Genomic DNA, 14,519 nt, shown 5'->3' on the forward strand with positions numbered 1-14,519 from the left:
CTACCTTAGTGACATTCTTACACGACCTACCCGGCTATTTTTTTGCTTTTCTCGCCATGACCTGATCAAAAATAATTCTTTTGTCTGGAGGCAAAGATGCTCGTCGCAAAGCCATCATTTCTTCCAGAGTACCTTGGATGCAATCAGGAGTTAGCCTATCAAGAATTAAAAAGCCATTTAAGTGATCAATTTCGTGCTGTAAAACTCGCGCATAAAATCCCTCTTCCATTTGTTGATGAAACTGACCTAATTCATCATAATAGCTGACAGAGATTTGTTCATAACGAGGAACCTTTCCAGATTTGCTCGAAACCGAGTAACACCCTTCAAAATCGTAATTTATTGCTGAGCCTGGCACCGGTTCGTAACTGGGATTAATTAAAATATGCATTGGATAGAATTGTTTCACATTATCCCGCAGTAAAGTCGCCTCTTCAGGGATATAAATCGCAATGATTCTTCGTGAAAAATTAACCTGAGGTGCAGCAAGCCCCACGCCCCCCAATCCATGTAATTTACTTTTCATGGCAACAATTAAATCTTTATCTGCTTGACTTAAAGGAAACGCAACTTCCTGAGCTTTATCTTTTAAAACCTGACGATATTCAGGCTGCTCTACAGTAACTATATCCATCGCCATACTCGTTGAACTCCCTATTAGGAAAAAGAATGATACGATACCTAAGCGACGCATCTACTTAATTCGTTTTTTTCAAATTTAAAGTGTGTACTGAAAAATAATCATCTGCCTGATACATATGATCTGCATCAATACCCACGCGCAGTGCTTCAACTAAATCAGTTTGATATTGGCTAATCACACGAATTTCAGAAGCTGGGGTATCTTTAAGTTGTTTACTCACCAAATAATTCAGTAATGACATGGTTGAACCAGGATTAATCGCTTGGGTTTCATCCTGTGTTTTAAACAGCTGGTAACGATAGGACAAACAAAGAAAAATGCCTGGTGCAATTTCAACAGGGGTTTTATCTTCTTTAATACTTACATCAACATCCCGATAAAAATTGAGGAATGGGTATTCTTTTCGCAACATATTAAGAATCTGTAACACATGCAATTCATTGGTATTGGCCATGAAATAAATAGGGTCCATTTTAGACGCCGATGCATGTGAGGCCCCCTGTAAATCACTTCGTCCTGCGTCACGAATTAGTGCAGGAAGATAATCAACTTTTGTTTCATCCCAACCAATTTGCGAATTCCAAGCACTTTCCAAGAGCATCGTTGCAAAAGTTTTAGAATACAACTGCTTACTCATCAACTGCTCCAGTTCACCAGACTCAGGAGTTGCATCTTTAAGAAAAGAAAAAATTTCCAGTAAACGCTCGAGAAATTGTTCGGTGCTGAGCATCCCAAACAGATAAGGCTGTATTAATTTAGAATCATTCCTACCCAGTTGATAGATAAGCCAGGCATAGTTTGTCCATGATTGAAAAAAACTGGAACACGAACTGAAATAGCCCGTAGAATAGTGATCGCAAAGCTCTTCAAAGGACCGAACACAGGTATTTATTGGTTTTAAAGCATGTATGGAAGATAAATTAACAATGAGCGGCATGGTTACAGTCCCTGTTATTTTTTTGCGCGATTCTATCTCAAATGATGGGGCGTTTCAAATTGAGACGATCCCTGATTCCATACCAACATTTGTTCTTCTACTTTAAACCCCATAAACTCTTTTTAATAATTATGATAAAATTACCTTTTCCCAAACTTTCCCGTTTATGCATGCAGCAAAATACAATACATCTGCGTCAATTAAATCAGCTCGATGAAGCCCACTTTCTCCACACCATGCAAAAAAGCCATGATTTTCACTACCCTTTTGTTACCCCACCACAAACCCATGAAGCGTTTCAAAGTTATTTACAACAATCCTTGCAAGAGAACCGTCGGTGTTATTTAGCATTAAATCAAAACGAAGACATAATTGGAGTATTTAACATCAGTGAAATCGTGCAAAGCGTGTTTCAAAGCGCCTATTTGGGTTATTTTGCATCGGTAACCTATGCGGGCCAAGGTTTAATGAGTCAGGCATTAAAATTGGTTTTAAAAGAAATTTTTTTAAACTTAAAGCTACACCGGATCGAAGCAAACATCCAACCCACTAATACTTCATCCATACATTTAGTCACCCAAAACGGGTTTCTCAAAGAAGGATTTTCACCAAGATATTTGAAAATAAATGGCATATGGTGTGATCATTTTCGTTTTGCATTGACTTATGAAGACTGGTTAGCGAATCAATAGAGCGATTACTGAATTGTAGCCTGGGCGTTTGCAACTCTATTTTTGACCAATTACCAAACTCTTGCCAATAATTGCCTATATCCAGTAATGACTTGATCTGCAGTTAAAAATTGATGGCGATCATAGGTGGTCGTCAAACCAATTACCTGCATCCCTGCAGCTTTAGCGGCCTTTACCCCATAGGGTGTGTCTTCGATAACCAAGCAACGTCCAGGAACAACATCTAAACGTTGAGCAGTTAATAAATATCCTTCCGGTGAAGGTTTTCCAGCCTGCACATCCTCAGCGGTAACAATCGTATCAAAATATGCATGCAATTTTCCTTGTCTTACTTTAGAAAGTACTGTAGTTATCTCACTCCGACTGGAACCACTACAAATAGCAATTTTTTTTACCTTAGGGGCAATTTTAAAGAGGAACTGGTCAAAGTCTACAATCAGAGGTAATGGGTCATACCTATTGATAAGGTTCGTATAAGCTTGTGTTTTTTGCTGAATCAAGCGTTGAACTTCTGCCTTGGAAAAATTTAGCTCCTTATTGTGAAGTAACTTAGGGAACATATCTTTGTCGGATAAACCGAGGTATTTTTCCATATACTCCGGGTAACCTATTGTTATTCCTAATGGCTTAAGTACATGACAATATGCTTCATAATGAATAGGCTCACTGTCTAAAATAACCCCATCAAAATCAAAAATAATTGCATCAAACATGGTATTCAAATTTACGTTTATCAAGTCATAAGCTATTGATACACTTTAGCATTTATTGCATTAAAACGTAAATCTAATCGAGATATCCATTTTTAAATATCTAAAATTCATTAGCAAATGAGGTATCTTTTTCCGTGGTGAATAAAAATTAATTACTTGTACTTAGCAGGGAGCTTCGTTCATAACGTTCTATTTCTTTTTCTTGGTCGAGTCTTTTTTCTACCCGTGCTGAATCCTCTAGCGCCGGATTTTCCAGAGTCCCACTTTCTGGTATAACAGGACTCCCAAGTTGAGACATCGCCTTTGGTGCATCGGGAATAGTGTTTCCTTCAGATGAGGAGCCATACTCCGCGTCGACTGATTTTTTTTGCAGGGGCATAGCCGTCCCCCCTATATATTTCCCTTCTATTTTCCCAGTTTTTTGATTAATAACCAAAGCATAAGGAGGGGTATACAATAAAGGAGTGTCGTTGAGTTTTGTCTTATAAACTCTACGCGTTTCTCCATAGTCAAAAGCCGAATCCATACCAAAAACATCTTCAAAAAAAGCTCTGAAATTCCTTCCATGCCCAAACAACCAACAATCTCGTTGAGCAACACCATTAATCAACGTTTTAGTATCTCTTATTTTGTCACCATGGTATTTTAGGTCCTGGCAAACATCCGGTTTATCGCCATCAGAGAGAATTTTATTTTTGCCATGCTTCTCTATTTTTTCTGCAGCACTCTTTCTTTTCTCATAAAGCAGGCTGAAGTCCTTATCACTATGTGTCCAGATGCACAGTTTTAAAAGAAGTTTTTTAAACGGAGAGGTCCAAAAAGAAAGCTGGTCATATAACTCCTGCATATCAGCTATCGAACGAACATCATAACCAGAGGGTGAAACACTGTTTTCTGTTAAAAAAGGCAAAACCCTGATGTCTGCATTATTAATTTCCTGGGGAATTACTAAACCAGCAGTCTGCATGGCTCGATTCATGGGCGAGACAGCAATTAATGGTGGGTGTTCTTGCGCGGAGTAACATAATAAAGCACCACTGAATTGATTCGTTGTGGACATGTTTTTTTCAGCTTCTTCTGAAATCGCTGCATTAGGACTTAAACCCAGTTTCTTTTGTCCCAACATATCGCATTCTCCATGACGACTGAATAAAACTTGGGCCGTAATTTCCATTCCGCGGGTATTAAGGTAAAGTCTATCTGTTTCGTGGATTTCGGCTAATATTTGACTTGATTGTGCACCCTGCGAGTCATTTAATTGCTTGATGAGCTTCTTAATTTCTTTTAAATAGAGCTTTTCCAGAGATAGAAAAAGTGCTTCAGGGTGTATGTATTTATCAGATTCAGACTGAACGAACTCCGCTTGAATCCTCTTTATTGTCTCAGCAAACGACATGCACCATCCCACAAAATAAACAATATTGCCACTTATTGTACAATAAAACACCCACTTTGATAAGCCTCTTTTTATAATATTGAGAGTTCATTGCTCTGCATTCAAAAGAACCTCTTTACCAAGAGGCAATACACAGCGCCTGAGAAAATGTCCATAAGGAAAATGTTTAATACAAAGGACTTTAAGTCGCAACACCCACTCACCCATCACATCATCTACCGTTCCATCACATTTGGGAAAATATTTTGCAGTGTTTAACAGAAATACCAATTTTGCTTTGTATATGAAATTCTACAGGCAGCAATTATCTCATATTAGAAGTCAATTTAATTGATTTACCCGCATCCATAAATTGACCTCTTCCGCTGAGGAAGGATCATTTTTTCTGGGTATATCAATCCATGCATCTTAGTCTCAACATCAAAAGCCGCTCTTCTTCTGCTGGTCTCAAGAACTCGCAATAGTTAAAAGAGCCGCGCTGGTTGTAACTATTGCACCTGCAGTATCCGTAACAATTACTCGATATTCAGCGGCAGTGAACATAGGAGGAGTAGTATAGCTTGATGTTGTGCCGCCTGTCCCTGTAGTAACATTGCTGAAGGTCACTCCGCCATCATTACTCACCTGCCATTGATAGCTATAAGGCGTTGTTCCGCCACTCGTTGTGGTACTAAAAGTTGCAGTTGCGCCAGGAGAAATATTCAGAGCATCACTTGGGTTAGTACTACTTAGGGCACTATTCACTGTTAATATGGCCGCAGCTGTAGTGACGCTGGCACTGGTTGCATCGCTGACCAGGACTCGGTAACGGTTGTTGTTATTGCCCAGGGTAAGTGACGCCGTAGTATAGCTTGCCGTGGTACCGCCCGTTCCTGTGCTGACGTTGTTAAAGGTCGATCCACCATCCGTACTCACCTGCCATTGATAGGAATATGGCGTAGTTCCACCGCTTGCTGTCGTACTGAATGTTGCCGTTTGCCCCACATCTTTTGTTGCATTGGCTGGATCGGTGCTGCTTAGAGTGCTGTTCACCGTCAGGGTGGCCGCAGCTGTAGTGACGCTGGCACTGGTTGCATCACTGACCACGACTCGGTAGCGATTGTTGTTATCACTGAGGGTCAGTGACGCCGTAGTATAGCTTGCCGTGGTGCCGCCCGTTCCTGTGCTGACGTTGTTAAAGGTCGATCCACCATCCGTACTCACCTGCCATTGATAGGAATATGGCGTAGTTCCACCGCTTGCTGTCGTACTGAATGTTGCCGTTTGCCCCACATCTTTTGTTGCATTGGCTGGATCGGTGCTGCTTAGAGTGCTGTTTACCGTCAGGGTGGCCGCAGCTGTAGTGACGCTGGCACTGGTTGCATCACTGACCAGGACTCGGTAGCGATTGTTGTTATCACTGAGGGTCAGTGACGCCGTAGTATAGCTTGCCGTGGTACCGCCCGTTCCTGTGCTGACGTTGTTAAAGGTCGATCCACCATCCGTACTCACCTGCCATTGATAGGAATATGGCGTAGTTCCACCGCTTGCTGTCGTACTGAATGTTGCCGTTTGCCCCACATCTTTTGTTGCATTGGCTGGATCGGTGCTGCTTAGAGTGCTGTTCACCGTCAGGGTGGCCGCAGCTGTAGTGACGCTGGCACTGGTTGCATCACTGACCACGACTCGGTAGCGATTGTTGTTATCACTGAGGGTCAGTGACGCCGTAGTATAGCTTGCCGTGGTGCCGCCCGTTCCTGTGCTGACGTTGTTAAAGGTCGATCCACCATCCGTACTCACCTGCCATTGATAGGAATATGGCGTAGTTCCACCGCTTGCTGTCGTACTGAATGTTGCCGTTTGCCCCACATCTTTTGTTGCATTGGCTGGATCGGTGCTGCTTAGAGTGCTGTTCACCGTCAGGGTGGCCGCAGCTGTAGTGACGCTGGCACTGGTTGCATCACTGACCACGACTCGGTAGCGATTGTTGTTATCACTGAGGGTCAGTGACGCCGTAGTATAGCTTGCCGTGGTACCGCCCGTTCCTGTGCTGACGTTGTTAAAGGTCGCTCCACCATCCGTACTCACCTGCCATTGATAGGAATATGGCGTAGTTCCACCGCTTGCTGTCGTACTGAATGTTGCCGTTTGCCCCACATCTTTTGTTGCATTGGCTGGATCGGTGCTGCTTAGAGTGTTGTTCACCGTCAGGGTGGCGGCGGCTGTAGTGACGCTGGCACTGGTTGCATCGCTGACCAGGACTCGGTAGCGATTGTTGTTATCACTGAGGGTCAGTGACGCCGTAGTATAGCTTGCCGTGGTACCGCCCGTTCCTGTGCTGACGTTGTTAAAGGTCGCTCCACCATCCGTACTCACCTGCCATTGATAGGAATATGGCGTAGTTCCACCGCTTGCTGTCGTACTGAATGTTGCCGTTTGCCCCACATCTTTTGTTGCATTGGCTGGATCGGTGCTGCTTAGAGTGCTGTTTACCGTCAGGGTGGCCGCAGCTGTAGTGACGCTGGCACTGGTTGCATCACTGACCAGGACTCGGTAGCGATTGTTGTTATCACTGAGGGTCAGTGACGCCGTAGTATAGCTTGCCGTGGTACCGCCCGTTCCTGTGCTGACGTTGTTAAAGGTCGATCCACCATCCGTACTCACCTGCCATTGATAGGAATATGGCGTAGTTCCACCGCTTGCTGTCGTACTGAATGTTGCCGTTTGCCCCACATCTTTTGTTGCATTGGCTGGATCGGTGCTGCTTAGAGTGCTGTTCACCGTCAGGGTGGCCGCAGCTGTAGTGACGCTGGCACTGGTTGCATCACTGACCACGACTCGGTAGCGATTGTTGTTATCACTGAGGGTCAGTGACGCCGTAGTATAGCTTGCCGTGGTGCCGCCCGTTCCTGTGCTGACGTTGTTAAAGGTCGATCCACCATCCGTACTCACCTGCCATTGATAGGAATATGGCGTAGTTCCACCGCTTGCTGTCGTACTGAATGTTGCCGTTTGCCCCACATCTTTTGTTGCATTGGCTGGATCGGTGCTGCTTAGAGTGCTGTTCACCGTCAGGGTGGCCGCAGCTGTAGTGACGCTGGCACTGGTTGCATCACTGACCACGACTCGGTAGCGATTGTTGTTATCACTGAGGGTCAGTGACGCCGTAGTATAGCTTGCCGTGGTACCGCCCGTTCCTGTGCTGACGTTGTTAAAGGTCGATCCACCATCCGTACTCACCTGCCATTGATATCTGTAAGGCGTAACTCCACCAGTAGCGATTGTACTGAAGATCGCTGTTTGCCCAATATCTTTTATTGCATTTTCCGGATTAGTACTTGCCAATGTAGAAATATATGTATAACCATTTGTCAGAGTAATGTTGCCGAGGGTTGTCGTTACACTAACATCAACAGAACCTGGAGAATGACTTGGTGTGACAGCTGTTAGAGTTGTATCATTTATGACCACTATATTTGTTGCATTGAGCCCGTCAAAAGTTATACTCTCTGTATTAGTTAGATTATTTCCTGTTATTGTAACTGTTGTTCCCCCAGTGTCAGGTCCTTGATTAGGGGTCAAGCCTGTAATTGTGGGGGCTGGGTTTCTCGTATAAGTGTAGCCATTTCTTAGGGCAGCTTTTTGTCCATCCGGATTTTCAACGACGACATCAACTGTCAAGGTTGTTGTGGAAGTCGATTGAGCTGCAGGAACAGTAGCGGTCAATGTGGTGGTGGATAAAACGCTTATCGCTGTTGCCAGTTGGCCGCCAATAAACACAAACATCCCTTCTGTAAAATTAGAGCCAGTTATCGTTACTATATTTCCCCCACTAAATGGGCCATGATTTAGCACAATTGATTTAATAGCGGGTGCCAAGACACGAGTTACCTGCTCTGCAACAGCGAGTACCTGTTCCATATAAATTGCAGGTTTTTTTACCCATTGTCCTACTTCAATGGCTTGTTTATTCCCCCATTCGAAATGGTTCTCATAGAGCTTTTTACTCTCAGGAAGCCAACTGATTTTTAAACTGACAGAATTATTGTCAGGTGTTGCATTATGAGAAACCAGATGTTGTCCAAATAGAGATAATTCAATTCCTGAATTTCTTATGGGAGATAACCAGCTGATACCGCCTTGATAGTTGTCGTAAATTTCTCGTAGAGAAGCTTCTCCAAAACACTTAAAGTGCTTACTCAATAATTGATTAATTTTAATTGCACCACCTAGTCCATAGCGGTCATTAGGAGAAAAATCAGTCATCCTGGTGTTGTATCTCACCTGATCGTAATAAAGATTACCCTCGATCAATGTAGAAGGTGTAAGTAAAATTTCGGCACCAAAATCCATTCCTGAACTGGCTGCACCGACAATGTAACGATAATTAATGCAAGTCAAACCGGCCTGATTACCCGCACAATTAGATCCATTGGAAATAAATATTTGTGGAGACAAATTTTTATTTGCAGCTTGTGCATAATAGCCGCCTAAATTTAAAGCCTGTAAAAAAGGTTGTTCGAATTGATGTTGCACGCGAAGGCCGTATGCATCTTGGTGAATACGTTGATCAATGTTTCCTGAATCAAATTGAAAAGGCAGGCGCTGGTCTAAACGTTCAGCACTTAATTTTAATTGTGTTAAAGGAGAAAACCCATAGCCTAGAGTACCGCTCAAACGATATTGCCCGGAACCGTATTCACCCAGCGCCATCATCGCAAACCGTTCGTTTAAAGCTAAAGCATATTGCGCATTCAAGTAAGTCCCGGTTAAATCACTGTAGGTTGCCCCGAAGGACAAGGGACCGCTTATTCCGAGCTCCTGATTTGTTAAAGACAAGTTGGGTAATCGTTCTTTTTGAGTTGAGGGAATGGGGGGATCTAATGAATTTGAAATTTGGGAATTAGCTTTCTCATGAGGTGCCGCAGGCAAAGATGAAGATTGAAGAAAAGGGGCTGCGGCAACAGCCGATATGTTAAATAGTTGGCAAAAAATTAAGATAGAGGCAGTGTATTTGCGGTTTTTTATTATTAAATTAAAGAACTTGATCGACAGGAGCGCTTCAATTTTAATCAAAAAATATAATAAAAAACAAAAAAATATACTAAGCGCTGTCTTCATTTATTCTCTTTTTCTTTTTTTACATGAAATTTTTCTCCTAAAATTAATTTATCGGATTTTTTGTTTCATTACCATATAGCAGGATGATCCGGCCCGAAATTGTAGAACGCCATCTTAAGATTACAGTCATATTATTCATTTAGAATACCAATTGCCTAATAGTGCTTGCTCTTATGAGACAAGATACTGAATTGAGTTGTTCCTCCAGAACTTGACAAAGCAAGAAGATGAACCAGACTTTAAGAACCATAAAAGGAATTATTTGATGTCCTGAATAACATCCCTATTCTCTAGCAGAGGTTAATCATCTTTTAGAGCGGTGATAATGAATTAGGGGGTTTAAATGGAGGAAATTATGGCTACTTCAAAAAAAACTAAAGAAGAAAAACCTCTCATGAGTGAAATTGATGCAATTTATAAGCGTCGTGCTGTACGTAATTATACCCCACATAAGCTAGACAAAACAGTCATTAACTCATTGCTTGATGCTGCAGTTCAAGCGCCAACTGCTATGCATGAGGAACCTTGGTCCTTTGTGGTCATTCAAGACCAAGACACTTTAAATCAGTTATCCAACAGCGTGAAAGCCTTGATTTACACTGAAGCCCATAATTATCCCAAAATACAAATGAGGCATCTGCAAGAACTCGTGAATAATCCTGATTTTCATGCATTTTATAATGCGAGTACGCTCATTGTTATTTATAGCAAATACCACGGCCCTTTTGTGGCCGCCGATTGTTGGTTGGCTGCTGAAAACTTAATGCTAACTGCCTGTGCCCAGGGACTGGGCACTTGTGTTATTGGTCTTGCTGTTTCCGCGCTCAACACCCCTGAGTGGAAAACAAAACTAAATCTATCCTCTGATATCACAGCAATTGCGCCAATTATTGTAGGTGTTCCGGCAAGTGTCCCCCCGGTGGTGCCTCGTAAATCAGCAGAAATTCTCGCGTGGAGATAAACTGGCCCTATACACTACGATACATTGCAATCGCTAATTATAAGATTCCTTTGTCGGTAAGCAGATCATGCGTTGCTTTTTGATAAGTGTTTAAAAAATTATCTTGCACCACTACAGCCATATTATCAATCGCTTGTACCGTTTCATCCTTCTTAATAATCCCCATTTTGAATTTCCAATTCTTGGGTAAAGTAAGCTTTGAACCCAGCTGAGCAAGGGATTGCTGCGTTTGAGGTATTTTTTGAACACTAAAAGATTGCATCACAAATACATTACCTTGGGGATCGATAAGCTCATAAACCGGCTTGCCAGCATCATAGATCCACGTTGTTTTACGAGCGACTTTTCGTTGTTCATAAGCAGGATTTACTAATAAGTCCTTTAAACTAATATGGATTACGCCTGCTTCTCGCATGGCTAGTCCATTAAATTTCTTAATCTTGGTACTCACCAGATTAGAATTTTGCATTCCATCAATCATCCAGTAACGAGGACCATTTAAATGGACATGGGGGGAACCCACCTCTTTTTTCACGTCCTCAAGGGTTATTTTATCCCAGAGCGCTGGTGGGCAATCATTGAGCCCTATTGTATTGTAAACAGCATAGTCCATCAGATTTTTACTGTAAATAATCTCACAATAACGTTGCCCGCGAAGATGAGCTATTTGTGCTGCAGAGGAAAAAGAAGGAATAATCGATAAAGCCAATGAAACAGCGATAAAAGTGTTTGCATAACCTCTACGCCACATGGTTACCTCCTGTATGTTTTATTTAAAAAATCTCCTCAAAATAATACCTAAGAAACCGGATAAAATACAGTTAAGTTGTTTTGGAACAATCTAAATGCGGACGATTTGTTCAAATTTTCAACAATCTTTCAACCATAAAACGGGTATGAGGATTTATAAAGTACTTCATTGTTCCAACCTAACTCTTGATAAGTAGGTTAAGGCGCACGACTCAAAATATTACTCTGCTCAATGATTGTTTCGTAGGCTTTTGTAGTTTGTTCGTCTCTCATTAATTTTTTAAAGAAATTGGCTGGGCTTGCTTTTGTGGCAATCTGATTTATATTTTCCATCGCCTCGGCTGCTTTTCGGGGATCTGCCATTCCAAATTTAGCTTCTTGATAAATTTTAAAAATATGGGGGGGAACTATTTTAGGCTCCCCATCCACTTCAATTTCTTTTCCAGTCAAAGGTCCTAATTTTACCTTCCACTTGGTATCTTCAATGAGCTTCTTTATCTCGCCAATTGCTATAACAGCATTTTCATTTCGAATAACACTCTTTTGCTCTGAACTATGTGCTTGTTTAAAGTCATTTAAGGTTTGTCCCTTTTCTGCTGCTTTGTGTTCTTGAAAAAGGCGACGCAAAATGGATTGATCTTGCAAATCTGACTCTAGTTTCTTAATCCCTTCCGTGACTTTTGTGCCATATTCCTTGTAAATCTCTCTAATTCTGAATTCTATTGTTGGTGGCGGCGTTCTAGGATTTAATTTCCTCTTTTTAGCATTTGGCTCGTCTTCCTTCATTATACTGGGGGGAGATGGTGTTTGTTGTTCATTGTTCCTCTTAGACTCAGGGAATATCTCAGGTTGCTGAGCTACTCGTTGTGCTTCTTTGATAACTTTATTCAATCGTCCAAACTCAACAAGGAATTTATCATATTCGATGGTTGCCATATTGGCAATGCGTTGCAATTCTTCTCTACTTTGAAGGGGTTTATCTCGTTGATAGTCGATATCGTTAAAAGAAGACTCCATGTGTTCAAGACCAACTAACACCGTATTGATAAATAATAACTGCTTCTCGCTTAAATTTTCTTTTTTTAGCCCATCATATTTTTCCCTAGCTTCTGCAATTTGTTTCGCTAGTATTCCTTTTGCATCTTCTAGTTGCACTTTAAATGCTAAATAATCTTGGACGAATAAATTATTCTCGGCATAGGATTTGCTATGACCTCTGACTTTCTCCAATTTCCTTTGATCAAGCGCCTTATTTTTAACTTCACTTAATGCAGACCGAAGTCTCTCTAACTGATCAACCTGAATATCTTCTTCTTTTATTTGAGATAAGCTCCCTTTTGCTGTTGCAAGTGCTGTAGCTAAAGTTTCATGTTTTTGGGCTAGCGCATCGATCTCATTTTCAGCAGGATTTATCCTATCAAGGGCTAAGACCCCTCTTAAGTCTTCTCTCTCTTTTTTAGGAAGGCTGTTAAAAACAGATTTTGCCAAATTTGGATCAATATGCTCAAGTACATATTTTTGCACGTCCACCGGCTTACCGGTAATTTGACCTGTAATGGACTGGCGTACCGTATCAAGAGACTTACTTGCTGCATCAATCTGCTGTTTTTGCTCTAGAGCTAATGCTTTTTTTGCTTCTAATTCATCTTTAAGTTCTAAATATCGTTGAAAATTTTTGACTTTATGATCGAGATCGGTCAAGTCGGTATGAGCCTTTCCAAGGATCGAGCGCTGATCGACTATAGTGTCTCCTTTCGGAATTTTTGACCACTCATCGGATAAAGTATCAGGATCAGATGCTGCTTGGATGGCATACTCTAAATTAGATTCAAACTGCACATTTAAGCTGATATTTTTTAGTCGATTCAATAAATTCTTTTCCATGATAAAAGGCATTTTTTGTTTTGCATCGGTATAAGCCATGTCACCATAATGCTTCTTATATTCATCGACACAATGTTGGTTGGCCTTTTGTAACTGTGCTTCAATAACATCTACTTTACGGGATGAAATACCTGTACTGCATTTTTTTAATAATTCATTCGTAAATGTGGCTACTTCCTTGAGAGAGTCCTTAGCAAAATTGTTATAAGTCTCTTCAATAGGATTGACTTTGCCATATTCATCAATTTTTGCTATTCCTGCAAAACTTTCATTGAATTCTTTTATCTTTGCTTTACGTTTCTCGACATTTCCTTCTGTTTCATCAAGGATTTGTTTGTAGTAATCTAATGCCGCATTATAAAGTGCAGTTAGTATTACTTGTTTGGTAAACTTCATCGTATTTTCATAATTGGTATATCGAGAATATTTATCACTAACATGTTCCTCAAAAGAATTCTTTGCTGCAGATAACTGGACTCTTAAAGCGGATATTTTATTTTCAAGTGACCTTCGGGTTTCTTGTAATTCCTTTCTTGGTGTATGAAGATTGTCTTGTGAAAATGTTGCAATACGTGGGTCTTTACTAATAACCTCATTTAGTGCAATTTCTCTCTTTTTTAATTTACTTAATTGTTGCTCTAACCCTTCAATTGCTTGTTCAATAATTGCTATTTGGTTATGAGTGGGTTCCAATAAGCTCTTTTTTCCATAAAACGCATTCATTTTTTTGACCGCATCTTCCAGATAGACATCTCCTTTTTTTATTATTTTTATAGCTGCTGGAAATGGAACGGCGTCAGGAAATTTTCTCGGTCCTTTAGAAAGAAAATCTTCTTTTTCTTGAGCCAGATCTCTTTCTTTTTTATTCTTGGCAGCTCTCCCTTTATCCATTTGCATCAAATTAGAGATAGCTTCGGGAATAACAGGAAGCTTCCAAGTTTGCTTTTCTTCAAGTTCTTCATAAGTACTTTTTACTTTACACTGTGCAGCTGTATATTTCTCTTCAAGTGCTGATTGAAGAATTGATTTACTAGGAGATGTATTGGGTTCGACAGGCGGTATGTCATGACGCACTATCCCATCAGATACGGTATAGTCTACTTGGTAAGCACCATCTTTTTTTCCTGAAATTAAAACATGGGTCCGTAATTCCTGTCGCCCATCGTATAACTTTAATTCTCCACTATTTATCTTTTGGGCTACAATCGATTGGGCAATGAGTTCGAGTTCTTTAGTGGTAGCCACTGGTTTATCACGTTCATCAAGAAATTCAAATGGATTATCATCAAAAGTAACAGCCACATTAACAACGATTGGAAGAACTTTAAATTTACCAGGTCGTTCAATAGAAACTACAACCGATTTCATGTTATTAGCCTGAATTTATACATATATTTCAAGTATAGTACCAACGGAACAAAATAAGCTCGATTCAATCTAAAA

General features: G+C 41.0%; 9 protein-coding genes. 2 read left to right on the forward strand and 7 right to left on the reverse strand.

Translation table 11 applies throughout. The features are described 5' to 3' along the window. Positions 1 to 34: 34 nt before the first annotated feature. Positions 35 to 640: a peptide deformylase gene (locus ACF8MK_RS00710; RefSeq protein WP_392537753.1), complete on the reverse strand. Its 606-nt coding sequence runs from the start codon at positions 638 to 640 to the stop codon at positions 35 to 37. Between the two features lie 58 nt (positions 641 to 698). Further along, on the reverse strand, positions 699 to 1,580 hold the full coding sequence (locus ACF8MK_RS00715; RefSeq protein WP_392537754.1) for a hypothetical protein: 882 nt from the start codon (positions 1,578 to 1,580) through the stop codon (positions 699 to 701). Positions 1,581 to 1,711: 131 nt separating this feature from the next. On the opposite strand from ACF8MK_RS00715, the gene ACF8MK_RS00720 reads away from it, so the two are divergent. Next, the gene (locus ACF8MK_RS00720; RefSeq protein ID WP_392537755.1) at positions 1,712 to 2,272 is read left to right on the forward strand and encodes a GNAT family N-acetyltransferase; all 561 of its coding nucleotides are present in this window, start codon (positions 1,712 to 1,714) and stop codon (positions 2,270 to 2,272) included. A gap of 50 nt (positions 2,273 to 2,322) precedes the next feature. Here ACF8MK_RS00720 and ACF8MK_RS00725 read toward each other — a convergent pair whose 3' ends face one another. From ACF8MK_RS00725 to ACF8MK_RS00735, 3 genes are all read right to left on the reverse strand, one after another. Continuing rightward, on the reverse strand, positions 2,323 to 2,985 hold the full coding sequence (locus tag ACF8MK_RS00725) for an HAD family hydrolase (protein WP_392537756.1): 663 nt from the start codon (positions 2,983 to 2,985) through the stop codon (positions 2,323 to 2,325). Positions 2,986 to 3,133: 148 nt separating this feature from the next. Further along, a complete protein-coding gene (locus ACF8MK_RS00730; protein WP_392537757.1) occupies positions 3,134 to 4,381 on the reverse strand; it encodes a histidine phosphatase family protein in 1,248 nt (415 codons plus the stop codon). Positions 4,382 to 4,828: 447 nt separating this feature from the next. Beyond that, the gene (locus ACF8MK_RS00735) at positions 4,829 to 9,481 is read right to left on the reverse strand and encodes an IPT/TIG domain-containing protein (RefSeq protein ID WP_392537758.1); all 4,653 of its coding nucleotides are present in this window, start codon (positions 9,479 to 9,481) and stop codon (positions 4,829 to 4,831) included. 355 nt (positions 9,482 to 9,836) lie between these two features. Here ACF8MK_RS00735 and ACF8MK_RS00740 point away from each other — a divergent pair, with 355 nt between their 5' ends. Then, the gene (locus ACF8MK_RS00740; protein WP_392537759.1) at positions 9,837 to 10,442 is read left to right on the forward strand and encodes a nitroreductase family protein; all 606 of its coding nucleotides are present in this window, start codon (positions 9,837 to 9,839) and stop codon (positions 10,440 to 10,442) included. A gap of 37 nt (positions 10,443 to 10,479) precedes the next feature. On the opposite strand, the gene ACF8MK_RS00745 is transcribed toward ACF8MK_RS00740, so the two are convergent. After that, a complete protein-coding gene (locus ACF8MK_RS00745) occupies positions 10,480 to 11,193 on the reverse strand; it encodes a hypothetical protein (protein ID WP_392537760.1) in 714 nt (237 codons plus the stop codon). 197 nt (positions 11,194 to 11,390) lie between these two features. Beyond that, on the reverse strand, positions 11,391 to 14,444 hold the full coding sequence (locus ACF8MK_RS00750; RefSeq protein WP_392537761.1) for a hypothetical protein: 3,054 nt from the start codon (positions 14,442 to 14,444) through the stop codon (positions 11,391 to 11,393). Between the last annotated feature and the right edge of the window lie 75 nt (positions 14,445 to 14,519).

The sequence above is a fragment of the Legionella sp. 227 genome (assembly GCF_043161935.1).
Lineage (GTDB): Bacteria > Pseudomonadota > Gammaproteobacteria > Legionellales > Legionellaceae > Legionella > Legionella sheltonii.

Coding starts and splice junctions, on each gene's coding strand:
- ACF8MK_RS00710 (WP_392537753.1), bottom strand. CDS start 640: ATGGCGATGGATATAGTTACTGTAGAGCAGCCTGAATATCGTCAGGTT.
- ACF8MK_RS00715 (WP_392537754.1), bottom strand. CDS start 1,580: ATGCCGCTCATTGTTAATTTATCTTCCATACATGCTTTAAAACCAATA.
- ACF8MK_RS00720 (WP_392537755.1), top strand. CDS start 1,712: ATGATAAAATTACCTTTTCCCAAACTTTCCCGTTTATGCATGCAGCAA.
- ACF8MK_RS00725 (WP_392537756.1), bottom strand. CDS start 2,985: ATGTTTGATGCAATTATTTTTGATTTTGATGGGGTTATTTTAGACAGT.
- ACF8MK_RS00730 (WP_392537757.1), bottom strand. CDS start 4,381: ATGTCGTTTGCTGAGACAATAAAGAGGATTCAAGCGGAGTTCGTTCAG.
- ACF8MK_RS00735 (WP_392537758.1), bottom strand. CDS start 9,481: ATGAAGACAGCGCTTAGTATATTTTTTTGTTTTTTATTATATTTTTTG.
- ACF8MK_RS00740 (WP_392537759.1), top strand. CDS start 9,837: ATGGCTACTTCAAAAAAAACTAAAGAAGAAAAACCTCTCATGAGTGAA.
- ACF8MK_RS00745 (WP_392537760.1), bottom strand. CDS start 11,193: ATGTGGCGTAGAGGTTATGCAAACACTTTTATCGCTGTTTCATTGGCT.
- ACF8MK_RS00750 (WP_392537761.1), bottom strand. CDS start 14,444: ATGAAATCGGTTGTAGTTTCTATTGAACGACCTGGTAAATTTAAAGTT.